This is a genomic window from Alteribacter natronophilus, from assembly GCF_006007885.1.
In the GTDB taxonomy this organism is placed as follows: Bacteria; Bacillota; Bacilli; order Bacillales; family Salisediminibacteriaceae; genus Alteribacter; species Alteribacter natronophilus.
This window is the reverse complement of record NZ_VCRO01000003.1, coordinates 216065-241278: the sequence shown is the minus strand read 5'-3', so window position 1 is coordinate 241278 and position 25214 is coordinate 216065. Positions and strand designations below refer to the sequence as shown.

Annotated in this window: 24 protein-coding genes; 22 read left to right on the top strand and 2 right to left on the bottom strand. The window is 47.5% G+C overall.

Annotated features, from left to right (window positions below):
- The first annotated feature begins 5 nt into the window (after window positions 1-5).
- From FGB90_RS11200 to minD, 11 genes are all read left to right on the top strand, one after another.
- A complete protein-coding gene (locus tag FGB90_RS11200; protein WP_138810929.1) occupies window positions 6-938 on the top strand; it encodes a PilN domain-containing protein in 933 nt (310 codons plus the stop codon).
- Window positions 938-1762: a hypothetical protein gene (locus FGB90_RS11195; RefSeq protein WP_138810928.1), complete on the top strand. Its 825-nt coding sequence runs from the start codon at window positions 938-940 to the stop codon at window positions 1760-1762. The genes FGB90_RS11200 and FGB90_RS11195 overlap by 1 nt, the downstream gene beginning before the upstream one ends.
- 120 nt (window positions 1763-1882) lie before the next feature.
- Window positions 1883-3034 carry a hypothetical protein gene (locus FGB90_RS11190; RefSeq protein ID WP_138810927.1) on the top strand — a complete coding sequence of 384 codons (1152 nt, stop codon included), beginning with the start codon at window positions 1883-1885 and terminating at the stop codon, window positions 3032-3034.
- 675 nt (window positions 3035-3709) lie between these two features.
- Complete coding sequence (gene aspA / locus FGB90_RS11185; RefSeq protein WP_138810926.1) at window positions 3710-5134, top strand: aspartate ammonia-lyase; 1425 nt, start codon at window positions 3710-3712, stop codon at window positions 5132-5134.
- A 218-nt stretch (window positions 5135-5352) separates the two neighbouring features.
- Window positions 5353-5925 carry a Maf family protein gene (locus FGB90_RS11180; protein ID WP_138810925.1) on the top strand — a complete coding sequence of 191 codons (573 nt, stop codon included), beginning with the start codon at window positions 5353-5355 and terminating at the stop codon, window positions 5923-5925.
- Between the two features lie 65 nt (window positions 5926-5990).
- A complete protein-coding gene (radC, locus tag FGB90_RS11175; RefSeq protein WP_138811224.1) occupies window positions 5991-6665 on the top strand; it encodes a RadC family protein in 675 nt (224 codons plus the stop codon).
- 401 nt (window positions 6666-7066) lie between these two features.
- A complete protein-coding gene (locus tag FGB90_RS11170) occupies window positions 7067-8107 on the top strand; it encodes a rod shape-determining protein (RefSeq protein ID WP_138810924.1) in 1041 nt (346 codons plus the stop codon).
- A 12-nt stretch (window positions 8108-8119) separates the two neighbouring features.
- Window positions 8120-9001 carry a rod shape-determining protein MreC gene (gene mreC / locus FGB90_RS11165; protein WP_138810923.1) on the top strand — a complete coding sequence of 294 codons (882 nt, stop codon included), beginning with the start codon at window positions 8120-8122 and terminating at the stop codon, window positions 8999-9001.
- Window positions 9001-9525 carry a rod shape-determining protein MreD gene (gene mreD / locus FGB90_RS11160; protein ID WP_246056155.1) on the top strand — a complete coding sequence of 175 codons (525 nt, stop codon included), beginning with the start codon at window positions 9001-9003 and terminating at the stop codon, window positions 9523-9525. Before mreC ends, mreD begins: the two co-directional genes overlap by 1 nt.
- Before the next feature lie 58 nt (window positions 9526-9583).
- Window positions 9584-10276: a septum site-determining protein MinC gene (gene minC, locus FGB90_RS11155; RefSeq protein WP_138810922.1), complete on the top strand. Its 693-nt coding sequence runs from the start codon at window positions 9584-9586 to the stop codon at window positions 10274-10276.
- Between the two features lie 98 nt (window positions 10277-10374).
- Window positions 10375-11175, top strand: coding sequence for a septum site-determining protein MinD (gene minD, locus FGB90_RS11150; protein ID WP_138810921.1), 801 nt, complete (start codon window positions 10375-10377; stop codon window positions 11173-11175).
- Between the two features lie 215 nt (window positions 11176-11390).
- On the opposite strand, the gene FGB90_RS11145 is transcribed toward minD, so the two are convergent.
- Entirely contained in the window at window positions 11391-13541 is a 2151-nt protein-coding gene (locus FGB90_RS11145; protein ID WP_138810920.1) for a sigma-54-dependent Fis family transcriptional regulator, read from the bottom strand.
- A 260-nt stretch (window positions 13542-13801) separates the two neighbouring features.
- Between FGB90_RS11145 and FGB90_RS11140 the strand changes: the two genes are divergently transcribed.
- From FGB90_RS11140 to FGB90_RS11095, 10 genes are all read left to right on the top strand, one after another.
- Complete coding sequence (locus FGB90_RS11140) at window positions 13802-15331, top strand: acyl-CoA carboxylase subunit beta (protein ID WP_138810919.1); 1530 nt, start codon at window positions 13802-13804, stop codon at window positions 15329-15331.
- A 19-nt stretch (window positions 15332-15350) separates the two neighbouring features.
- Window positions 15351-16136, top strand: a complete 786-nt coding sequence (locus FGB90_RS11135; RefSeq protein ID WP_171051794.1) for an enoyl-CoA hydratase/isomerase family protein — start codon at window positions 15351-15353, stop codon at window positions 16134-16136.
- Between the two features lie 12 nt (window positions 16137-16148).
- On the top strand, window positions 16149-16373 hold the full coding sequence (locus FGB90_RS11130; RefSeq protein WP_246056154.1) for a biotin/lipoyl-binding carrier protein: 225 nt from the start codon (window positions 16149-16151) through the stop codon (window positions 16371-16373).
- A complete protein-coding gene (locus tag FGB90_RS11125; RefSeq protein WP_138810917.1) occupies window positions 16370-17755 on the top strand; it encodes an acyclic terpene utilization AtuA family protein in 1386 nt (461 codons plus the stop codon). The genes FGB90_RS11130 and FGB90_RS11125 overlap by 4 nt, the downstream gene beginning before the upstream one ends.
- A complete protein-coding gene (locus tag FGB90_RS11120) occupies window positions 17736-18098 on the top strand; it encodes an AtuA-related protein (RefSeq protein ID WP_138810916.1) in 363 nt (120 codons plus the stop codon). The genes FGB90_RS11125 and FGB90_RS11120 overlap by 20 nt, the downstream gene beginning before the upstream one ends.
- Window positions 18099-19238 (top strand): acyl-CoA dehydrogenase family protein, encoded by a 1140-nt coding sequence (locus FGB90_RS11115; protein ID WP_138810915.1) that lies wholly within the window; start codon window positions 18099-18101, stop codon window positions 19236-19238.
- Between the two features lie 17 nt (window positions 19239-19255).
- Window positions 19256-20335 carry an acyl-CoA dehydrogenase family protein gene (locus FGB90_RS11110; protein WP_138810914.1) on the top strand — a complete coding sequence of 360 codons (1080 nt, stop codon included), beginning with the start codon at window positions 19256-19258 and terminating at the stop codon, window positions 20333-20335.
- On the top strand, window positions 20332-21903 hold the full coding sequence (locus FGB90_RS11105; RefSeq protein ID WP_138810913.1) for a class I adenylate-forming enzyme family protein: 1572 nt from the start codon (window positions 20332-20334) through the stop codon (window positions 21901-21903). The genes FGB90_RS11110 and FGB90_RS11105 overlap by 4 nt, the downstream gene beginning before the upstream one ends.
- Before the next feature lie 35 nt (window positions 21904-21938).
- Window positions 21939-23489: a class I adenylate-forming enzyme family protein gene (locus tag FGB90_RS11100; RefSeq protein ID WP_138810912.1), complete on the top strand. Its 1551-nt coding sequence runs from the start codon at window positions 21939-21941 to the stop codon at window positions 23487-23489.
- 274 nt (window positions 23490-23763) lie between these two features.
- Entirely contained in the window at window positions 23764-24228 is a 465-nt protein-coding gene (locus FGB90_RS11095; RefSeq protein WP_171051793.1) for a GyrI-like domain-containing protein, read from the top strand.
- Window position 24229: 1 nt separating this feature from the next.
- Here FGB90_RS11095 and FGB90_RS19700 read toward each other — a convergent pair whose 3' ends face one another.
- Entirely contained in the window at window positions 24230-24367 is a 138-nt protein-coding gene (locus FGB90_RS19700; RefSeq protein ID WP_171051792.1) for a hypothetical protein, read from the bottom strand.
- A 161-nt stretch (window positions 24368-24528) separates the two neighbouring features.
- Between FGB90_RS19700 and FGB90_RS11090 the strand changes: the two genes are divergently transcribed.
- Window positions 24529-25155 carry an alpha/beta family hydrolase gene (locus FGB90_RS11090; protein ID WP_138810910.1) on the top strand — a complete coding sequence of 209 codons (627 nt, stop codon included), beginning with the start codon at window positions 24529-24531 and terminating at the stop codon, window positions 25153-25155.
- Window positions 25156-25214: the final 59 nt, after the last annotated feature.

Here is a 25214-nt window from a genome sequence, read left to right as displayed (position 1 = left end):
CGTACATGCCAGTTGAAATCAACTTACTTCCAAAGCGGGAAAAAAAGGACAGAACGCTCCTGTATGTTACCGGCGGCCTGGCGGCTGTCTGTCTTCTGGCTGTTGCCGGCACCGGGTTCTGGGGCTCTGCTGTTGAGCGGGAAACCCTGGCTCTTGAGGAGGAGCTTTTTGAACGTCAGGTCGAGGCGGCGGAAATCCGTTCCGAGATCAATGAACTTTCGGATGCCGATCAGGTGACACTGGCAGGGATGATCAGTGAAATGAATGAGAAAGTCCAGCCTGGAAGTACGGTGCTTCACGAGATGGTGAGGCTTATGCCGCCTGAAGGGTACTTCGTTGAGTACGAATACAATTTCCCGTTTGATGTATACATAGAAGCGGCGTTTTACGAGATGGCTGACGTTGCTTATTACCACCGTGCGCTTGAGGATTCCGGATTGGTAAGCCAGGTGACACTCCATGAGATTGCGGGGGAGGATATGATCCCGGAGGAAGAAGAAGAGGACACGGACCCGGGTGCGGGCTTCGGCTTCCAGAACCAGCCTGCTGCAGGTGAAGCGGTCTACCTGCCTCACTACGTCGCGTCCATGACGGTGACCCTGGACCCTGCCGGCGTAAAAGCTCTTGAAGAGGAGCTCGCAGAGGATGAGGCGGAAGGTGAGGAGCCGGCGTCGCCTGGAGAAGAGGAGAACGGGACAGATGCTGATCTGGATCTTGACCTGGATCTCGATCTGGAGATTGATACAGAAGGTGAAGGAGATTCTCCTTCCGGCGGAGAAGATATAAATAACGGTCTGGACGATAATGGCTTTGACGATGACGGTTTTGATGACGACGGTCCGAACGGCAGCGGGGATGACGAAGTGGATGCGGATATTGATTTCGATGCCGATCTGGATTTTGATTTTGAGGACGATGAGATCGGAGGCGATGAGTAATGGATAACACGAGACGTCTCCTTTCGTATACAGCGGCTGCTGCCGGTTTACTTTTGATCGTGCTGGCAGCTGCGTACTTTCTTTATCTGCAGCCGAAGCTGTCCGAGCGTGAGGCGGTAATGGCGGACCTTTATGAGGAGGAAAGCCGGATTGAGCATCTTGAGGAAGAACGCGCGGACAAACGGGCGGAACGTGAGGGGCACACGGCTTCCTCGACGCCGCTTCAGCGTGAGCTTCCGGTGGTACCGCTGGCGGACCAGTTTCTGCTGGATATTAACAGAAGTGAGGAAATTTCCGGTGTACGTGTAATGAATCTGACCATGGAGTCGGAAGCGCCGGTTTACGAGGTGCTCGGCAGCAGTGTGACGCCGGAAGGGGAAATAGTGGAGCAGGAGACCGATAATACGGATACAAGGGACCCGGAGGACGGGGACTCGGATGATCCGCTTGAGGACGGTTCCGTTACAACCGAGGAAGAACGGGATTTCGTCGGCGGTGAGTGGCGAGGTGAGGAACGAGAAGGTATGTATAAACAGACGGCCACTATGGACGTCCGCGTGGATACGTACGATCACCTGATCCGTTTTCTCGGGGAGCTTGATCATCTTACGAGAATTATGAACATAGAGACAGTGTATTTCTCAAAGGATGAGAGTGCAGACGAAGAGACAGAAGACCGGATGATTATTGACGGGGAGGACCTTCTTGATTTCCAGGTCGTCGTTTCATCCTACTATTATCCGGCATTAGGTGAGCTTGAACAGGAGGCACCAAAAACCGATTATCCAATTTACGAAGACAGAGACCAGCCATTTATCGACTAAACTGACATAGTCAGGAAAACAGGAAGCCAATGCCGAGAAAAAGCAAACTTTCCGTTCTATCAGCCGGTGCTAGTTAATAGAGTAAAGTATAACGATCACCGTGAAAGGAGTTTGGGCGTGGTGGATAAAAAGAATGTCATTACGATCCGGATGAATGGCGAAAAGAAACTGATTTTCCGGGATGAAGACGACAGCGGCAGCGTCCAGTCCGAAGAGGCGGCATCAGAGAAGAACAGGGACGAACCTGAAGTGTTTCACTGGGTTCTGGCAGCTGAAGAGCCGCCGGGATCTGATCATACAGCCGATCAGGGCAACGTTGTGGATTTCGGTAAGCATCATAAGGAGAAATCGATCCTGCGAAAGCCGTTCTGGGATGACGGCAACCGGGACGGGAGCCCGAAGCTTCCACCGGTTAAACGAAAGAAAAAGCGTCCGGTCAGAAGGAAGTTTGTGCTTCCGGAACTTCAGCTTCCAGGGAGGATGCTGGCGGTTGTTATGTCGGCGATTATAGTTGGGACAGGCTTCGGTCTGATGCTTTATACCATTTTTACTACCGGTGAAGGAGACTATGCCAGCTCGGCGGCTGCTCCTGCTGCCGAGGAAGCATCGGGCGGTGAGATGGACGGGGGCTCAATTGAAGCGTCCGCGCCCGTCGGTTCCGTGACGGATGACGAGTTTACTGGAGGGGTTCCAAACCTCACTGTTCACGTCGTTCAGGGAGGGGCATTCTCCACTGCCGAAAAAGGCAGCGAAGCGGTCCGGAGCATGCGGACGGAAGGCTATCCGGCTGTGCTCACCGGGAATACGGACCCAAGCTTTATGTTTATCGGTATCGCCCCGAACAAAGGGGCAGGGGATGATATTGCCGCGGCCTATACGCAGGCCGGCTATGATACGTACCCGAAAGTATTCAGTGTCTCAGGCGAGAATGTGTCTGTTGATGAGGAGACAGCCGCGTATCTATACGCCGGTACGCAGCTGGTGGACGAACTTCTCGGCTTTGGCGCTGCGTTTACTCTGAACGGTACAGAAGTACCTGACGCCGATCTTGCAGCTATGGCTGATCAGTGGTACGAATGGAAAGAAAAACTTGCAGATCTCGACGGGGAATCTGCTTCGGTTCAGGAAGCGGCCGCACTCTGGACCGCAAAGACCGGGGAAGCGGTGGAACAGCTCCAGCACAATGGTGTAACGGGCTGGGATCTGCAGCACCGGCTTCTGGAAAGCGTACTCCTTTATGAGGAGCTTGTAGGGGCTCTGAAGGAGTCATAGAATTTCTTGTGCTATTGTCAGAACATCCGCCTTTCAAAAGGGGCGGGTGTTTTTTTAATGAGTATACTCTTCCGTCGTTTCGTGCAGCTCCGCTGAACGCCATCCGCTCCCTTTCCGCGGCGGTGCCGGCGAGCCTCCGCGAGCTTCGCCCTGCGGGGTCTCGCCTGGCGAAAAGACTCCCTGCTTCTTCCTCTGCAGGCGTAGCTCTGAAGCAGAATACGTCGAAGCACCTCGAAGTTAGAGCATGATGCGGATGCTCGCCACTGCCGCAGGAGTCTCGCTGCTGGCGTCAGCTGCGCAAAAGAGCGATTTGCTGACTAAGAGGTATACTTATTTTTTTAAATCACAATCAGTGTGCAAGGGAGTGCTGTTTCCGGGAAGGTCTTTTCGGATAATTTGCTGCTTTTCGTAAAATTAATTATGGAGCGGAAGGCGGCGACTCCCGCGGAAAGCGTCCGCCTGCAGTGTAGTAAAACAACTATCTTTATGACAAGAACCTTCCTGTCAGGTCCCCGTCCGCCATGGGGTAACGAGCTCATTAGGCAAACTCATGCCCCGGTCGTTTTCCGACCATACTATAAACGGATATTAACAAACCTCCACCTTACATAATCATGCTTTTTTCTATACAATAAGATAGGATGTTTATGAAGAGAGGGAAGGAATGACGCGGAGATGACAGATAAAAATGTAAGAACAGAGCGGGATCTGATGGGGGAAAAAGAGATTCCCGCCAATGCCTATTACGGGATTCAGACCGTACGGGCGAAGGAGAATTTTCCGATTACCGGCTATCCCCCGCACGAAGAGCTGATCCGGGCATTCGGTCACGTGAAAAAAGCGGCAGCCCGTGCGAATCGTGAGGTTGGTGTACTGAACCCGAGAATCGCACAGGCGGTTATGGAAGCTTCGGATGAAGTGATCGCAGGCAAGTTTAACGATCATTTTATCGTGGACAGCATTCAGGGCGGCGCAGGGACGTCGTTTAATATGAACGCCAACGAGGTTATAGCAAACCGGGCGATTGAAATACTCGGGGGGAAGAAGGGCGAGTACATGAGAGTGAGCCCGAACACCCACGTAAACATGGCCCAGTCCACGAATGACGCGTTTCCGACAGCGATACATATTGCGTGTCTGAACCTTTCCCGCGGACTGATTACAGCACTCAACGACCTCATTGAGACACTGAAAAAGAAAGAGATGGAATTTGACGAAGTGATTAAAATGGGGCGCACCCACCTTCAGGATGCGGTACCGATACGTCTCGGCCAGGAGTTCGGCTCCTACCGGCGGGTACTTGCAAGGGATTTAAAACGGATTCAGAACTCCGTTGATATTCTCTATGAAATCAATATGGGAGCAACTGCTGTGGGAACCGGCCTGAACGCCATGCCGGACTACATCAGCAAGGTGACCGAGTACCTAGCGGAAGATACGAACATGCCGTTTCACAGTGCCGAGGATCTCGTGGATGCAACGCAGAATACGGATGCCTACACGCAGCTTTCAAGCGCCATGAAAATTCTTGCGATCAATTTATCAAAAATAGCCAATGACCTGAGACTCATGAGTTCCGGTCCGCGCACAGGGTTCAACGAGATCAACCTGCCGCCCCGTCAGGCCGGTTCTTCCATCATGCCGGGAAAAGTGAACCCGGTTATGTGCGAAGTGGTCAATCAGATTTCCTTTCAGGTGATCGGCAACGACCATACAATCAGTCTGGCATCGGAAGCCGGACAGCTTGAGCTTAACGTCATGGAGCCGGTACTTGTTTTTAACCTGCTCCAGTCATTTACGATCCTTCAGAACGGAATCAGTGTGTTCCGGGAATTTGCAGTTGACGGTATTACAGCGAATATTGAACGGTGCCGGGACATGGTTGAAACAAGCGTGGGAATTATCACCGCCATCAACCCGCACGTAGGCTATGAAACAGCAGCGCGCATTGCCAAAGAGGCAATCAGCACCGGCATGAGCGTCCGGGCAATCTGCACCGAACGCGGTATTCTTACAAAAGAAGAGCTCGACCGCATTCTCGACCCGAAAGAGATGACGAGACCCGGTATTGCCGCTTCAGAACTGCTTTTCGGTGAGTAGGAACCAACCGCTGCTTGCCGGCATCGCCGCGGAAAGCGAGCGTAAGGCGCGAAGCGAATCCTCAATATAAGTAGTTTTTAAGTACAGGCAGGAAGAATTGTCACACAATTTTTCCTGCCTGATTTTACAAATTTTATGGCTAAATTGGTTCAGGGTTTATGGTATGATATTTTTACCTCTAACACCTGAACCGGCTGGCCGGTCAGGAGGAACCCGCAATGACAAGACTGATTCTTGCCTCACAATCCCCCCGCCGGAAGGAGCTCCTCGAGCAGGCACACATACCCTTCCAGACTATTTCCAGTAATGTTGAAGAATGGACAGACCCGGCCCTGAGCCCGGGAGAACTCGTCGTTTCCCTTGCCGAACAGAAAGCGGAGGCGGTTTTCCGTGACCATCCTGAGCATGTGGTCCTCGGGTCGGATACTGTCGTGGCCATCGATGGCGACGTACTTGGTAAACCTGTGGATGCTGACGATGCCAGGAGCATGCTGAAACGGCTGTCAGGCACATCCCACAGCGTTTATACCGGTGTGGCCGTCCTGGCTGACGGAAAGAGAAAAACCTTTTATGAAAAAGCAGACGTGTATTTTTACCCTCTGTCAGACGAAGAGATCGACACCTATATCAATAGCGGTGAACCGTTTGACAAGGCGGGAAGCTACGGAATCCAGGGACTCGGTGCGGTTCTCGTTGAAAGGATTTCCGGAGATTACTTTGCCATTGTCGGACTGCCCCTGGCAGGAACCGTCCGGGTGTTAAAGGAATTTGGTGTGAACTGGCAGGCGTAAACCTCTTTGCAAGTCACCCGTGAACGCGGTCATTCACGAAAAAGAGGGTGACGAAATTGGCGGAAATGATGATCAGGGATGTACCGAAAAGCGAACGTCCGAGAGAGCGGATGCTGCAGGAAGGACCATCGGCGCTTACGAATCAGGAACTTCTGGCCCTTATTCTCGGCTCCGGGACTAAAGATGAATCGGTGCTGTCCCTGTCAGGAAGAGTGATTCGTCACTTCGACGGACTGAGGCTTCTTAAAGATGCTTCAATTAAGGAATTTCTCGATATTCACGGTATCGGCGATGCTAAAGCAGTCCAGCTGAAAGCGGCTATTGAGCTTGGACGGAGGATCCACCGGTTTCCAACCGAGGAGCGCTACGCGATCCGCTCCCCTGAAGACGTGGCTAACTTCGTGATGGATGATATGCGTCACCTGATGCAGGAGCACTTCGTATGTCTCTATCTGAACACGAAAAATCAGGTAATTTTCAGGCACACCGTCTTTATCGGGAGCCTGAACGCGTCAATTGTGCACCCGCGGGAGGTGTTTAAGGAGGCATTCCGCTACTCGGCAGCGTCGATTGTGTGTCTTCACAACCATCCCAGCGGTGATGCAGCCCCTAGCCGGGAGGACATCGAAGTAACAAAGCGGCTCGTGGAGTGCGGCAGTGTTCTGGGAATTGAGATTCTCGATCATGTGATCATCGGTGACCAGCAGTTTGTCTCCCTCAAGGAAAAAGGGTACGTGTAGTTTTTTACTGCACGCATCCGGCATAACGGAGTCCCTCAGTGCCGTGCAGACTGCCCGTTAACCGCCGTTCGACAGCCTAATATGTATGTGAACAGCACCGGTTTTCCCCATCAGTGGGGGCCGGTGTTTTTCCCTTTCGTCACTGGTAAAGCGTTTTTGTACGTGTTACATTGACAATGAGCTTCAAGGACTATGTGAGGAATTTTACAACTCCCGTTGAAAATGCTACTCATCTGAGAAAAATTTGAGTATAATTAACGATGGGAGTTTTGGTATAATAAAACTTTGGCAGGCTGGTTCGTAAGCAAAACCGGCTTCAGTTTAAAATAAAATGAAAACAGGAACACGACAGTGACATGATATAAAACGTGATCTTTTAAAAATGAAGGGAGCATACATAGATGTTTGGTGGTTTTTCGAAAGATTTGGGAATTGACCTCGGTACGGCGAACACACTTGTATATGTAAAGGGAAAAGGGGTTATTGTACGTGAACCATCGGTAGTGGCGACGCGCTCCGATTCCGGTACGATCGAAGCAGTCGGAAATGACGCGAAAAACATGATCGGCCGTACGCCGGGTAACATCGTGGCAATCCGCCCGATGAAAGACGGTGTCATCGCTGATTTTGATACGACTGCGACAATGATGAAGTACTTTATTAAACAGGCTCTCCGTCACCGCTCCATATTTACAAGAAAGCCGAACGTAATGGTCTGCGTGCCGTCCGGGATTACAGCTGTGGAAAAAAGAGCTGTGGAAGACGCCACTAAACAGGCAGGAGCCCGCGAAGCCTATACAATTGAGGAGCCTTTTGCAGCAGCAATAGGTGCCGATCTTCCTGTGTGGGAACCGACAGGAAGCATGATCGTGGACATCGGTGGAGGAACGACTGAAGTGGCCATTATTTCCCTCGGCGGGATCGTAACGAGCCAGTCGATCAGAATTGCCGGTGACGAAATGGATGATGATATCGTCCAATATGTGAAGAAAACATACAATCTAATGATCGGTGAACGGACAGCTGAAGCGATTAAATTTGAAATCGGTTCTGCAGACAATAAGGGTGAGGCGGAAGAAATGGAAATCCGGGGACGTGACCTTGTAAGCGGCCTTCCGAAAACCATTTCCATCACTGCCGAGGAAATTGCAGGTGCACTTGAGGATACAGTGGCAAGCATTGTCCAGGCTGTGAAGGACACGCTTGAGCAGAGCCCTCCTGAACTGGCTGCGGACATTATGGACCGGGGAATTGTCATGACCGGCGGCGGGGCGCTTCTCCGCCACCTCGATAAAGTGCTCAGCGAGGAAACGAGTATGCCGGTTCTTGTGGCTGAAGACCCGCTGGACTGTGTTGCTGTCGGTACTGGACGTGCCCTTGAAAATCTTCATCTGTTCCGTTCAAAAGCGGGTATTACCGTCCGGTCAAATCGGAAAGGGTAAGTAGGTGTCCGAATGCCTCCCATTTTTTCAAACAAGCGACTGATTGTACTGCTTGTCTGCATCATTGTACTTGTGGCACTCATCGGTTATTCCATGAGTGAGAGGCGGGATATGTCACTGCCGGAGCAGCTGCTTCATGACAGTGTCGGTTTTGTCCAGTCTGCCTTCTCAAGACCCGCTCATCTGGCAGCGGGTTTCTTTGAGACCATCAATGATATGCGGACCGTATACGAAGAAAATAAAGTATTAAAATCCCATCTCGATGACTATGCCTCCCTTCAGGTGGAACTGTCGGAACTGAGAAGGACGAACGAGGAGCTGGAATCCTCCCTCGGTCTGCAGGAATCGGCAGCCCTGAATGCCTCATCCCTCCGATCGGCAAGAATGATCAGCCGTTCCCCTGACCGGTGGAACGAGTATATCGGCATCGATAAAGGTGCCCGGCACGGTATTGAGGAGGATATGGCGGTTATTACATCGAAAGGTTTAATCGGGAAAGTACGGGACGTAAGCCAGCTTACGTCGACTGTACAGCTCCTGTCCGATCAGGACCGCACGAACCGGATTTCCGCGTTTGTGGACGGAGAAGAATCCATTTACGGATTCATTGAAGGAATCAGTGACGAGACAGGCTATCTCCAGTTTACAAAGATTGATATGGACGCAGAACTTGAAGAGGGGATGACAGTGGTGACGTCAGGCCTCGGAGGCGTATTTCCGAGTGAGCTTGTGATCGGTGAAATCGTTGACTATGAAAACGATGAATTCGGTCTCACACAGCAGGCGTACGTTGAACCGTCAGCGGACTTTAATCACCTCAATCATGTAATGGTTGTTGAACGTGAGGCTCCGGGACTTGAGCCGGAAATTGATCCGGAAGAAGAGGACAGCTGATGCTGGTACGTTATTCTGTTTTCATTGTCCTGTTTGTTCTGTTCATCCTTGAAGGTACGGTTTATCAGATCTTTGCACCGGATCAATACGGTTTTGCCTATACGATGGTTCCCCGCTGGGTACTCGGAGTAATTGTATTTGCCGGGATTCTCCAGGGACGGGGAATCGGCCTGTCTTATGCAATTGTTTTTGGTATTCTCTACGACATTATTTATTCCCCGCTCCTTGGGGTATACAGTTTCGGAATGGCGCTTGCGATTTACCTTGTAAGTGTAACCGTCCCGTTTGTCCAGAAAAATATGGGTATGACAGTTTTTCTCGTTCTTGCTGCCATCGTGGGGCTTGAATATTTTGTATACAGTATTTACTCCCTTATGGGGCTTGCGCATATGCCGCACAATCTGTTTCTTTATCAGAGGCTTTTACCGACGTTCGTGTTTAATGGCCTGATCTTTATTGCAGCAGGCTATTTTATCCGAAAATGGCTTCTGCTTGTAAACAGACGAAAAGATGAAATTATCTGATCCGTGCTTCCGGGCAGCAGATCAGCTTCCACAATATCAGTACCAGAGGTGATAATAGATGGTTCAAAAACAAGTGAAACAGCAGAACGTGATCATCAAGGGGACGAAGGATGGTCTGACGTTTGTGCTGAACGACCAGTGCGCCTTTGACGATATTCTGGAGGAACTGTCCGATAAACTGTCAGAGCGTCCCCAGCCCCAGGAAAACGATTCCAACGTGGTGAAAATCAAGCTGGTTACCGGTAAGCGCTACCTGGAGGAGCAGCAGATTGAGCAGCTGCAGAACCGGTTTACCGAGCAGATTCATGCAGTCATTGATACAATTGATACAGACGTTATAACCAAACACGAAGCAGAAGAGATGCGGCTTGACAATCAGGTTAGCCGGCTTGCCCGCGTCGTCCGGTCCGGCCAGATTATCGAGGTCCTGGGTGATCTGCTCGTGGTTGGCGATGTCAACCCTGGCGGTACCGTTAAGGCCAGCGGGAACATCTATGTTCTCGGATCGCTTAGAGGGATCGCCCACGCAGGCATGAACGGAAACAGGGAAGCGATCATATGTGCCGGCAAGATGAATCCCTCCCAGCTCCGCATTGCAGACGTCATCCGCCGTCCTCCTGAAGGTGAGGAACGTACCGGTGAAGAAGACATGGAATGTGCATTTGTAAACGGAGAGAACCAGATGGAGCTTGAGCGAATCAGCAAAGCTGGTATCATTCGTCCCGGCATTACAGACGAGAGAATCGGCTAACGGAAATGCTCGAAAAAATGACAGTATCCACCTGTCATTTCATGATAAAATAGATTTACACATAGAAGATTAATGCAGGATGAAAGGGGAGACGCAACATGGGAGAGGCCATCGTCATTACTTCCGGAAAAGGCGGTGTCGGAAAGACAACAACGACCGCCAATATTGGTACCGCCCTTGCTCTTAATGGAAAACGGGTCTGTCTGGTTGATACGGATATCGGTCTTAGAAACCTGGACGTCGTGATGGGTCTGGAGAACAGAATTATCTACGATCTCGTCGATGTTGTTAAAGGAGACTGCCGGCTTCACCAGGCGCTCATTAAAGACAAGCGCTTTGAAAGTCTGACACTGCTTCCTGCTGCACAATCCAAGGACAAGTCTGCTGTCAAACCTGCCCAGATGAAAAAGCTTGTGGACGAACTGAAGCAGGATTACGACTATGTTCTTATTGACTGCCCTGCCGGTATTGAACAGGGATATAAAAATGCCGTTGCAGGTGCCGACCAGGCCATCGTTGTAACAACACCGGAAAAGTCGTCTGTACGGGATGCAGACCGGATCATCGGCCTTCTTGAAAAAGAAGATCACGTATCCTCCCCCCGGCTCGTTGTAAATCGGATTCGTCCCCAGATGGTCAAAAACGGCGAAGCGATAGACGTGGACGAGATTGTTTCTGTTCTTGCTATTGAACTCCTTGGCATAGTTGCAGATGACGACGAAGTGATCCGTGCTTCCAATGATGGTGAGCCGATCGCCATGGACAATAAAAGCAGAGCGTCCATCGCCTACCGCAACATTGCCCGCCGTATTAACGGAGAGTCTGTCCCTTTACTGAACCTGTATGAAGACAAGGGCATGCTGACGAAGGTGAAAAAATTCTTCGGTATGCGCGCCTGATTGTAAATAAATTTATAAAAAGCATGCTGATCCGCTGGGTCAGCATGCTTTTTTGTTATAGACCAGCCGCTGAAAGAAGGTCGATGCAGATACTGACCGTGATTACATTATGTCTGCAGAGAAAGCTTAGAGCTTACTGGTCCTCGAAAACTCTGTATTCAGACCCAGCTAAGCCACCTGCATGATTTACAGGTGGCTTATTAGCTTAAATGATGTTATGAGTAATGGAAGTGTTCCTGGATATTTAATCTATTCATTTTCTGGTATAGGTTCGATCGGCTGATATTTAGAAGTTTAGCAGCTTTAGTTCTGTTGCCACCGGTTTTTTTCAGAGCATTAATAATTACCTCTACTTCAGCTTCGTCAAATGAATGCATAGATTGTTTTTTTGTTTCATTTTTAATTGTAAGTAATTCATCTTTCTCATTTTTAATTGTAAGTAATTCATCTTTCTCATTTTTAACAGCTTTAGTAATAATATCTTCAGGAAGATCGTGTTTATCTATTGATAAACCGGTACAGAAGTGAACGGCTCGTTCAAGAACGTTTTCCAGCTGACGTACGTTTCCGGGCCAGTTGTGCTGCTGTAAAGCATTAACAGCCTCATGCGTCAGTCTGAGGACGTTTTTTTGGGTTTTAGCGTTGATTTTATTTAATAAATGTTTACAGAGGGGAGGAATGTCTTGAGTTCTGTCCCTTAATGGGGGGATCGTCAGGTGAATGACGTTAATTCTGTAATAAAGATCTTCCCGAAATCTGCCCTCTTTTATCAGGTTAATCAAGTCTTTATTTGTAGCAGCAATAATTCTGACATCAACGGAAGTGGGTTCAATTGCTCCCAGCTTTTCAAATTCCTGTTCCTGCAGGACTCTCAGAAGTTTAGCCTGCAGCGACATGGGCATGTCCCCAATTTCATCCAGAAACAAAGTACCCCGGTCAGCCAGTTCAAATTTACCTGGTTTCCCCCCTTTTTTTGCTCCAGTGAATGCACCTTCAGCGTAACCAAAAAATTCAGATTCAAGGAGCTCCTCAGGAATGGCAGCACAATTAACTTTAATATAAGCACCGTGTCTTCCTGATACGTTATGAATTCCCTCGGCTATCAATTCTTTACCTGTCCCGCTTTCACCGTTAATCAATACCGTGGAAAAGCTCTGTCCGGCAATATAGGCATCGTTCTTTACCTTGTTCATGATGGAGCTTTCAGAAACAATATGTGAGAAGGGGCTTGTCTGATTGGAAGCTTTTAAAAATTCCCCTCTGTAATACGAAAGTTCGTGTTCAAGGTTATCCATGTGATTCAGCAGACTTTTCCACTGGTCGAGATGTTTATAGATGATTTTATGAATATACCCTATATTTCTCCCGTCTTTTATAATGGGGTTTTGCACAGAAATACACTTCACTTGTCCTATTTGAATAACTTCTCCCTCAGCACTCGACTGACCCCCTGTTTTTAAAGGGATTTGAGGGGCAGCTTTTGAAAAGGTGGAGCCGATGACTTCTTCCTGCGAATGGAATCCGAACAAATCGAGAAATCCATCATTGGCCATTGTGATCTTCCTGTCACTGTCTGTAATGACGACACCGTCATAGGTCAGTTTCAGGGCACAGTCCAAGGTCGTTTTCAGTCTTTTTGTGGATTCCAGTTCACTGGCTATCGACTCATAAGAAGTAACGTCTCTTAATACGATCATTACCCCTGACAGTTCGCCGAATTTTTTTATCGGAATAATCGATACGATGGCAGTAAAGCCTGCTACTTCAATTCTTCTGGATTCAAGAACTGTTTCTTCTTTCAGTACTTTATATACACTGGGAACGAATTCAGGAAGGTGGTGATAAAGAGAAGAATGAAGAAGAGTAGAGCGTGAAACACCGAACATCTCCTCAGCTGCTTTATTTATTGCAGTGATTGTCATTTTAGTGGAAATGGAAACAACGGCATCTCTCAGGTTTTCAATAAGAGAACTCATTTTGTTTGCAATATTTTCGGCTTCGGACATTATACCTCTTATAAGATCGGACTTCGACATAATACCGAACACTTTTTCGTTGTTATCAACGACAACTGCATGACTGACTTTTCCTTCTACCATTACATCCCTTGCTTCGTAAAGATTCATATCTTTATTAATTTTAATTACATCTTTAATAATTTCGGGCTTTATGTTTTGATCAAGAGTTTTTTTCCTGAGAAGCAGCCGGTAAAGAGAATACTTTGTAATCACTCCTTCAAGTTGATTATCATTCATAATGCATGCAATATCGACTCTCTTCTCCAAAAACGTTGATAGGACTTCCTCCACGGTATTATCAGGACTGAGGCTGACAAAATCCACTGTAGTAAAGCGAGATATTTCCAATTTTTATCCCCCTGTATGTAAGCAGTTGTCTCCTTTTTAATTATAATAATATTCTGACTAATTTGCAATACAACTGTCTTTTAGTATGGACAGTTGTATTTTCCGCTTTACATAGAAATTCCGGGAGATGGCAGAGATCTATTTTAACATAAGGGCCCAAATCACCTGATAGACGTACATTTCATGACAAAATGTACGACTCACGCTTCTTTGGCACGGTATTTGCATTATCTAAAAAGTGAAAGAAGAGGAGGGAGAATATGCGGGAATCGATGGAGCGTTATCTAAAAGAAAAAAGCAGGATTATGCAGGGGGGACCTGAAAAATACCATGTCCGTAACGAACAGGATGGAAAAATGTTTGTCAGAATACGGCTTGACCTGTTATTTGACGAGGGGAGCATTATTGAGGACGGATTGTTTGCAAATGGAGAGGACCCGACGCTGCCTACAGATGCCTGTGTGACAGGAATAGGTGAAATTCAGGGCAGAACGGTGTGTTTTCTGGCAGCAGATCCAACGGTAAAAGCAGGGTCCTGGGGACCTAAATCGGTAGAAAAGAACATCCGAATTCAGGAAAAGGCAATGGAGCTTGAAGTACCGATTCTTTATCTTATTGATTCGGCAGGTGCGAGGATCACGGATCAGATGGAAGTATTCCCAGGAAGACGCCATGGCGGAAAGGTTTTTTATAATCAGGTACAAATGTCGGGAGTGGTGCCGCAAATTTGCATCCTTTTCGGCCCCTCTCCTGCAGGTTCTGCGTATGTGCCTGCTTTCAGCGATCTGGTAATTATGGTTGAGAAAAACGCAAGTGCCTATCTGGGTTCACCCCGGATGGTTGAAATGGCTATTGGAGAAAAGACTACCATGGAGCAGATGGGGGGCTCGAGAATGCACTGCTCAAAAAGTGGTCTTGGTGATGTTCTGGTTGATTCGGAGATCGAGGCAATTGAAGTCTGTAAAAATTACCTTTCCTATATGCCTTCGAATTATCGGGAAAAACCGGCTGCTTCTGAATCAAAACAGCCTGTCCAGGGGAGAAAAATTGAAGATATCATTCCGGAAAACACCAATACGCCATTCGATATGTACGAACTGATCGACCAGGTGATTGATGAAGGGAGCTGGTTTGAGTATAAAAAACTGTTTGCTCCGGAAATTATTACCGGTTTTGCCCGTATAGAAGGCAAAGTAACCGGCATCGTAGCCAACCAGTCCAAGGTAAAAGGCGGAACACTGTTTGTGGATACACCGGATAAAGCGGCAAGGTTTATATGGATTTGTAATGCTTTCCAGATACCGCTCCTTTTTCTGTCAGATGTACCTGGATATATGATCGGCTCAAAAGTCGAGCAATCCGGCATTATCCGTCACGGAGCAAAAATGATCAGCGCAATGGCGGAAGCGACTGTGCCTAAGATATCCGTAGTGGTACGAAAGTGTTTTGGAGCCGGATTATTTGCTATGAGCGGCCCGGCGTTTGGAACTGATGCTGTTCTGGCCCTGCCGAGCGGACAAATTGCGGTTATGGGACCGGAAGCAGCGGTAAACGCTGTCTACTTTAATAAAATTCAGCAACTTGACGAAACAGAAAGAGCATCATTTATCAGTCAGAAAAGGAAGGAATACTCTGAGAACATCGATATTCATCGACTGGCATCCGAGCTGATCATTGATGATATTATCGGTTTTGATGAGCTCAGGGCGAATACAGCAAGACGTTTTCAATTGTACGGATCAAAAATAAAGAAAGGACCGGATAAAAGAAATGCCATCCATCCGGTCTGATCATAAAGGAGCGGTGAAAATGAATTATGAAACGATACTGGTGGAAGTAACGGAAAAGGTTGCACGCGTAACTCTGAATTTACCGGATATGCGCAATCCCCTGACTGAGAAGATGGCTGAGGAATTGAAAGAGGCAATTACAGACCTTGATCAGAGGAACGATGTGAACGCAATCATCCTCACAGGAGAAGGGAAAGCTTTTTCTGCCGGAGGAAATCTGAAAGAATTTAAGAGCAATTTTGATAAACCAGTTCCGCAGCTTCATTTCGAGGGAAGAGACAGCACGGAACTTTTCAAGCTTGGAGCACAGGTCAGCACCCCGCTAATCGCTGCAGTCAACGGACCGGCACTTGGTGGGGGATGTGGGATTGTTGCAATGTGCCATATTGCAATTGCGTCTTCCGAAGCTAAGCTTGGCTTAACAGAACTCAGGCTCGGACTCGTCCCTTTTGTGATTCTTCCATGGATAAGAAGGGCGGTCGGAGACCGTAATGCAATGGAAATGATGCTATCAGCGAGTGTTCTAACAGCTGAGGAAGCTGCAGAAAAAGGGCTGGTTCACAGGGTGGTGGAACCGGAACTTCTTGAAGAAGAAGTGATGAAAACGGCAATGACGGTCGCTTCCTACAGTCCACTGGCAGTACAGCTGAGCATGGATGCTTTTTATACAACGGAACAGATGGATCTTATGAAATCATTCGATTATCTGTCCACTTTAAGAGTGGTTTCCTTCAGAAGTGATGACCTGAAAGAAGGGGCAGCCGCTTTTCTTGAGAAAAGAAGCCCGGTATGGAACGGGCGGTAAGGAGGATTTTCATTGAAAGTTCATTCGACGATGAGCGGAAGTGTATGGAGAATTGAAAAGCGTAAATCCCACAGTGTCAGGGTAGGAGAGAACCTCGTAATTCTTGAATCCATGAAAATGGAAATTCCTATTGAGGCACCTGTTAACGGAATGGTTACAGATGTCAGTGTCAGCGAAGGGGATTTTATTCAGGAAGGTGATCTGATTATGACCGTAGAAGAGGAGGATAATGAATGAAAAAAGTAAGAATAGGTGCGGCACAGGGGTTTTACGGAGATACGATTGAGCCGGCTGTCGCTACAGCTAAAGAGGGAAATGTGGATTATCTCTGTTTTGATTGTCTGGCTGAACTGACAATGTCGATCCTGGTGAAAGATAAAAAAAAGGACGAGAAAGCGGGCTATACAAAAGATCTTTCTCTTTCTATGATAGCGCTTTTACCGTATGTAAAGAAAAAGGGGATAAGGATTTTAACGAATGCAGGTGGGCTGAACCCTTACGCTGCACAGCAGGAAGTGGTTAGAATAGCGTCCGAGATGGGGCTTGAAGGGTTGAAGATTGCCGTTGTTACCGGTGATGATGTGGCAGGCAGGCTGGGAGAGTTTAAGGAAAACGGGGTATCCCTTGAAGACATGGAAACACAAAGGGATTTATCTGAGGTTGAGGACAGGATTATGTTCGCCAACGCCTATATCGGAGCCATGCCGCTGGTAGAAGCCTTAAAGGAAGGGGCTGACGTTATCATTACCGGCAGAACAACGGATACTGCACAATTCCTTGCCCCATTGATTTATGAGTTCGGCTGGAAGTCGGATGACTGGAACAGTCTGGCCTCAGGAGTATTCATGGGTCACCTTCTCGAGTGCTCAGGACAATCCACCGGAGGGAACTTCAGCGGAAACTGGAAAGACATTGAAGGACTTGATAATATTGGTTATCCGATTGCAGAAGTATCGAAGGATGGAGAATTCACTGTAAGTAAACTGGAGACCAGAGGAGGCCTTGTGACCTCTGAAACAGTGAAAGAACAGATGCTTTATGAAATCCATGACCCATCCAGCTACATTACACCGGATGTTGTGGTGGACCTGACAGAGGTGAGACTCGAAGAAACCGGACCGGACGTCGTTAAAGTTACCGGAGTGAAAGGAAAACCAAAACCGGACAGCCTGAAAGTTGTAATGGGATATGAGAACGGATGTATGGGGCAGGTAATGGTCGGATTTTCCTGGCCCGACGCTCTCTTGAAAGCCAAAAAAGCGGACGAAATTATCAGGAATCAGATCAGAAAAAACGGCTGGGAGTATGAAGAAATCCGCACTGACTATGTGGGATACAATTCTCTTCACGGGCCACTGGCAAGTGAACCGGGAGAAGACCTGAATGAAGTATATCTTCGTATGGCGGTGAGAGCAGACACTAAAAGGGACGCTGCAAAATTTGCCCGGCTGTTTCCACCCCTTGCATTAAATGGTCCTCCGTCCATGGGGTCTTTTACAGGGAGTCCGCCGAGGGATCTGGTTGGAATGTGGTCATCACTCGTTCCGCGTGAACTAATCGAGCCTTTCGTTACAGTAGGTTTTGAGGAGGTGAAAACAGGTGTCGAAAGTAATGCTTAAGGAGATATCACACGCGAGGTCAGGGGACAAGGGAAATACTGTGGATATTGGACTTTTTGTGAATAACGACGAAATCTATCAGGCTGTTCTCGATCAGGTCACACCGGAAAGAGTGAAAAGTCATTTTGAAGGACTTGTAGAAGGTGACGTGTTCCGTTATGAACTGCCGAATATTAAGGCCTTAAAACTCGTCTGTCACAGTGCGCTTAACGGTGGAGGTGCGTCTTCCCTGCGATTGGATAACCTGGGAAAATGCTTTGGTGCAAACCTTCTTAGAATGGAGATAGAACTTCCTGAACATCTGTTACCTGAAATACAGAGCCGTGGAGGCGGGGGAATTTAAATGGAGACGGTATTAAGAAAAGGAAAACAACCTTATTTTACTGAAGAACATGATGCTTTACGGGAGAGAGTGCGACAATTTGTAAAAAAGGAAGTATCTCCTTACATCAGTGAGTGGGAGGAACTTGGTACCTTTCCAGTCAGCATGTTCAGGAAAATGGGTTCACTTGGTTTTCTCGGACTCAGATACCCTGAGAGCGTCGGTGGTCAAGGGGGAGACTACTTTATGCAGATGGTTCTGGCAGAAGAAATCAACAAGTGCGGTGCTGGAGGGTTTCCTATGGGGATCGCGGTCCAGACCGATATGGCGACACCACCGATTCTTCAATTCGGCAGCCCCTACCATCATGAGCATTTTTTAAAGCCGGCTATAAGAGGGGAAAAAATTGCTGCCATCGGTATTTCCGAACCGAATACGGGATCGGATGTTTCTTCCATCCAGACCCGGGCCGTAAAGCAAGGTGGTGAATGGGTCCTGAACGGTGCGAAAATGTATATTACCAATGGAACTCGTGCTGATTTTGTCACAATGGTTGTCAGGACTTCCGATGAGCCGGGTTACAAAGGTATAAGTCTGTTTTTAGTTGAGACAGACACCCCTGGATATTCCGTCAGCCGAAAACTGGATAAGGTTGGCATGAGATCATCTGACACAGCAGAATTGATTTTGGATAATGTCAGGGTACCGGATAAGAACCTACTGGGAGTGGAAGGCAAAGGATTTTACCAGATAATGTGGCAGCTTCAGGGAGAAAGAATGATTGCAGCTGCCAGTGCAATCGGCATTATGGATTTCTGTTACGAAAAAGCAGCGGAGGCTGTTGAAAACAGGGGACCTGCTTACAGGCGGAGTTTGCTGGATATAAAGAGACGTATTGAAGTATGCCGGGAAATGACATACGCTACTGCCTTTCGATACAGTCAGGGTGAAGTACCCTCAAAAGAAATTTCCATGATTAAACTCCTTTCTGCCCAGACTGCTCACTACGCAGCCGGCCAGGCTCTTAAACTCCTGGGGGAAGAGGCAGCTGGACCTGATCATCCTGTGCAGCGGCTATGGAGAGATTCGAGGCTTAACAGAATCGGTGCAGGAACAGATGAAGTAATGAAAGAAATCATAGCAAAAGAAATTGGCCTGTAGGGAAAGGAGGAAGTGATGTGTCACATTGGATTTTTTCCGAAGAGCATGACATGTTTCGAAGCTCATTTAAAAAAATGATAAGAAATGAAATCGAATCCAGGATTGAAAACTGGGAGGAAGACCAACTGATTCCAAAATGGTTCATAGCAAGATTGAGTGAACTGGGTCTTACAGGGATGACACCTGACAGGGAAAAAAGCATGGATGAAGTAATGGAAGCTGTACTGATGGAAGAACTGGCCAAGACAGGAGCTGCCGGACCTGCTCTTGTTCTTCAGGAGCATAACAATGCTGTTTCTCTGCTGGATCGGACAAATAAAAGCAAATTAGTACCCGATTTTCTGTCAGCGGCTCTGGAAGGAAAAAGAATCGGCACAACCGTAGCTGCTGATCCAGGAGACATGACGGTAAAGATTAAAGAAGGCTTCTTTAATTTAAACGGCAGACTGAAGAATGTCCGTAATGGTGGAATGGCCGACTTCCTGATTCTCTCCTTCTTTGACGATGACAAATCAGGTTTTATCACAGTGGATTTTGCCAGCGAAGGAATTACTGTGCAAAAAACTGAAAACATGCTCGGCTGGAGGAGCTCTTCTGTTTCGGAGGTTGAATTCCGTAATGTGAAAATATCGACTGAAAACCTGCTGTGTCAGGGGGATGAGGCTGAGAAACAGCGCCGGCTGATCAATGACCAGAAACGGATTACCTGGTCACTCATATGCACAGGCATCGCAGAAAAAGCATTGGAGGCAGCGGTGAGCTACAGCCGGACACGCCAGCAGTTTGGAAGTGCGCTGTCTGAATTTCAGAGTCTTCGTCATAAGATGGCCGATATGGCACTGAATCTGGAAAAGTCACGTAACATGACCTACCGCGCAGTGTATGATTCTATCTATAATATCGACAGCTTTCAAAGACAAATTGTTCTTGAGGAAGCTGTCAGTATGGCACTTCATGTTTGCGACGAAGCTCTCCAGATTCATGGGGGTGCAGGCTATATGATGGAATTTCCGGTTCAGAGGTTCTGGAGAGATACAAAGATGTTTGATCTTCATTTAAATAATATTCCAGCAGAAAAAGTGGTGATGAGTCTGTGAATGCAAATACTGCAGCAGGATGCCTGAAAGAAGCGGCAAAGAGGAGCCCGAACGCTCCATTTTTAATAGAAGGAGGGCAGAAAATAACCTATAGTCAGTTTGACCACTACACAGACCGGCTTGCGACAGCTTTTCTTCAAAAAGGGTTCTCCCCCGGGGATAAAATAGGAATCGCTGCCCTCAACCAGTCTGAGTGGCTTTTCACTTTTTTTGCTGCAGCGAAAATAGGGGCAGAAACTGTTGCATTAAGTCCAAGGTTTCGTGAGTCAGAGTTTGAATACATGTGTAATCATTCTGATCTGAGGGCGATTGTATCAATTGCAGCACTGCCGGACTTTGACTTCAGTGAGTTCTTCTCAAGTTTATCTTCCAGACTCCCAAAAGTGGATACTTATATTTTCATAGGGGAGGGTTTTCGGGGAAGTTATTCGCTGGCAGACCTGATGGAAACAGAGGCAGATGAGGAACAATTATCGCATAGTTTGAAGAACATAAGGGAAGAAGATAATATCCTAATGATTTACACTTCAGGTACGACAGGGAATCCTAAAGGAACAATGATTACAAATCAAAGCATTACAGCTTCCGCCAGGGCACAGGTTCGCCATTTTGGAATGAAAAGTCATGATGTTGCAATCGGGAGCCTTCCGTTTAATCATGTAGGCGGCATAACATGTACAATTATGGCTGCTCTGCTAAGTCAAAGCAGCGTGGCTCTTGTACCCAGTTTCAGACCGGATACCGTACTGGAAGTCATTCAGTCAGAAAAGGCGACTATTTTCGGCGGGGTCCCCACAATGTATTTGATGATGCTTACCTTCAAGGAGCATGCTTCTTATGATCTTTCCTCGCTCAGACTCTGTATCGCGGGAGGTTCGAATGTAGAACCGGAATTGTGCGATATGATCAGAGACAGGATCCCTCAGGCTCAAATGGCCAACTTATACGGTTTGAGTGAGACCTCCGGAGCATGTGTGCTCTCAAATATCACAGATTCACCTGAACAGCTGAAGAAATCGATCGGTGTCGCGATAGGAGATTTTGAGGTGAAAGTAGTAGGGGATGATGAGCGCGAAGTGGCAAGAGGGGAAATCGGTGAACTTGTGATTAGAGGTGACTGTGTAGCAAAGGGTTATTATAAAAACGAGAGTGAGACAGCCCGCAGCTTTCAACGGGGTGGCTGGCTTTTTACAGGTGATATGGTTTCCATGGATGAAGAGGATCGTATTTCATTTAAGGGACGGAAAAAAGAAATGTATGTAAGTGGGGGCTATAATATTTTTCCCGGTGAAGTTGAAAACGTACTGGTTTCTCACCCAAAAGTGCAGATGGCAGCCGGTATTGGTGTACCCGATGAACTTTTCGGGGAATCGGGAGTTTACTTTATTGTTCCATCGGGGGAGGATGCACCGATGGAGAGTGAACTGGAGGCCCACTGCCGGAAGTATCTCGCAGATTACAAAATACCAAAATCTTTTGTAGTTACAAGGGATGTACCATTGACACCTGCCGGAAAAATTCAGAAGGTTAAGCTGAAAGAAAAACTGGAAGAGCAGTATAACATTTGATGTCTGAATTTTCTAATAAAATAAGGGGTGATTGGATGAAAACTTCGGTTGTTAATAGGGTCGCGGTAGGAGATATCCTCAGAAGGAGTGCTGCACGGTTCGGCGGGAAAACTGCACTGACAGACGGGGGGCAGAATATCAGCTATTTTCAATTGGATCGCATGGCCAATCAGTTTGGAAATTACCTTCTGAAAAGTGGTTATCAGAAAGGGGATGCCATTGCCACTATCTGCGGAAATTCATCTGACTTCGTTGTTGCAATGTTTGGGATTGCTAAAGCGGGACTTGTTTGGGTGCCGGTAAATCCCGGCGTCTCGTTGAGAGAAAAAAACTACATTCTGAAAGAAACACAGGCGAAAATGCTCATTGGAGACGCTGATTTGATCAGTTCTGACCTAACTGAGTTTAAAGAACTATGTGAACGAGTACTCGTAATTGGGGAGCTGGATTCGGAACAAACGTTTGTGGATGTTTTTTCCGACGAAGATGAGAATGAACCGGAAGTGGAAATCGAAGACCGGGATACGGCACAGATTATGTTTACAAGCGGAACTACGGGGAACCCGAAAGGGGTTTTGATCAGCCACCTGGCTGTTTATGTGTCCAGTATGAGTAATATTATTGAAATGGGGCTTAAATCTTCAGACACGGCAACTGCAATGATGCCGATGTTCCACTGCGCTCAGCACACATTTACTGTATCATTTCTAAACATAGGAGCTACAAGTGTCATAATCAGAAAGTTTGAGCCCGCTTCACTGATGAAGACAATTCAGGATCATAAGATAACATGGACGTTCGGCCTTCCGATTATGTACAAGGCTATTCTGCATCATCCTGAAAGAAAGCAATATGATCTCTCTTCTCTTGCAACCTGTATGTATGCCATGGCACCGATGGATAAAACGACACTTGAGAGGTGCATAAACGAACTTGGAGCAGATTTTTCCCTTGGTACCGGTCAGACGGAAGTTTATCCGGCAACAATGCTTTTCAAACCGGAAGAGCAGCTTCGGCGCTTTGGTTCTTATTGGGGAGGATCTGCTCTGATTAACGATACTGCTGTAATGGATGAGGAAGGAAATCTCCTTCCGAGTGGTCAAATTGGTGAGATTGTACACCGTGGACCGAATGTAATGACCGGTTATCTGAATAATGAAGAAGAAACCAGAAATAGCCGTAAGCATAATTGGCACCACACAGGGGACCTTGGATACTGGGATGAGGATGGCCAGATGGTGTTTGTGGACCGTAAGAAGGATCTTATTAAGACCGGCGGTGAAAATGTTGCATCCATCAAAGTGGAACAGGTGCTTCTCACACATGAGAAAATTGCCAATGCAGTAGCTGTGGGACTACCTCATGAAAAATGGAATGAGGCTGTAACGGCTTTTGTTGTACCAAAAACGGGCGAGACACTTTCGGAAGATGAAATTATTCAGTTCTGCAAGGAGCGTCTGGGCAGTTTCCAGGTTCCAAAAGCAGCAGTGATTACAGAAGAACTTCCTATGACAACTACGGGAAAGATTCAGAAACATATTTTAAGGCAGACAAACAAAGATCTCTATCTAAACAAACAGCGATAATTATTAAATACGACCTGCATTCAATTAGGGATGCAGGTTTATTTATATTTGCTTCACAGGCACCGTGGTTAGTTGACGCGATAACGCCCCGGACCTGGACTCCTTCCTTACTTTACGCCTGAAAGCTTTGGCAGGGAAGGCTGAGTGTAGGCGATTATATACTATATAAGGAGGATGTGGGAGTTATCTGAATATTAATGTTCAATTAAAAGGATGTTATTGGATCGACCGAGAAGGAGTCACACAAACCGAACAGGAAATGGGGAGATTGCTAATGGAAGAGCAGAAGTGCGAAATAATCAGAGCGAAGAGGTTTCATTTTGTTGGAATCATTTTCTCCGGCCCGTTCCCCTCGGCTTTTCCTGAAGCTGCTGTAAACGTCCAGAACCGTTTTGAAGCAGAACGGCACAAGGTGCAGAACGTGATAAGACCGGAATTGACGTGGAGTCCCCATTACGAAAACGAAGTCCTGTCCACCTACTGGGCATGCTCGGAAGTATCGGAGATTGAAAGTGTTCCGGAACCTATGACGGGCTTTACTCTTCTGGAGCACGACTATGGAGTGACCCGCTGTACGGCAGGCACGATTAATAATGGGTATAAAACCCTGCACAGCTGGATCGCCGCCCAGGGAAGAGAGTGGAACCGCAATTCCTGTTCCATCGAGTGCTTTTATAACCGTGGAAGTGAAGGTGAAGAAGTAAGGCTGTACGTTCCTTTGAAAGAGGACAGGCTCTGATTCAGCTGTAGTAGATCGCATATTGGGTCGAACCGTATTTTACCCAGCGCCGTACAGGTTTTTTTACCTGTTTCTCGGACTGATGTTTGGCGTTATGGACGAGCTTCAGGTGAGGGTCCTGTTTCTTTTTCCGCTTCATCTTCGTCACCTCTCTAAAAATATAAGGTATCGTTACTAGCAGTCTATGTCCTGCCTGGTAAACCATGCCCTCTAATTAAGTGTCCTGCACAATTTCCAAAAAAGAAGGACAAACGTGCCCGACAGGCAAATATACTTAAAAGGACGGAAGGGGATGAAGAAATGGACATTTCGAACAGCTATGTGGAAAACGAAGGAGAGAAGACACCTTATTCCCTGATCAGGCAGGAAAGAGGTACAGATACTCTTGCAGTCATCCTTCCCGGAGCAGGATACACCGCACAGGCACCGCTTCTCTACTACACGACGGGCATCTTCTGCAGCAGGGGATTCGACGTCCTTCATGTCAATTACAGCTTTGACAGGGAACAGTTTGCTGCCCTAAGCGAAGAAAAATTTACGGAGACCATTCGTGCCGTTATTGACAGCGCTGTGGGAAAAAGATCCTATCAGCACTATTGTCTTGCTGCTAAGTCACTGGGAACCATAGCTCTTCCTAGACTTCTGGAGGAAGAACGGTTCAGGGAGGCGAAAGCGCTGTGGATGACTCCGCTTATTCAGCGGGACGATGTGTTTGAGAGTCTTGCAGCATCTCGCCATGAATCACTCGTGATTCTCGGTGATCAGGACCCCTGTTTTCGCCGGGAGCGGTTTGAGGAACTGGAAAGGAACAGGCGCCTTGAGCTCTCCCTGATAAAGGATGCGAACCACAGTCTTGAAATTGAAGGCAATGTGCACGAATCGATGGACGTACTGAAAAGTGTGATCAGCGTGATCAGCCGTTTTTAGCTTCACTGACAGACAGGGGTGGCAGGACAGCTTGTCCTGCCACCTGTCTTCGTATTAAT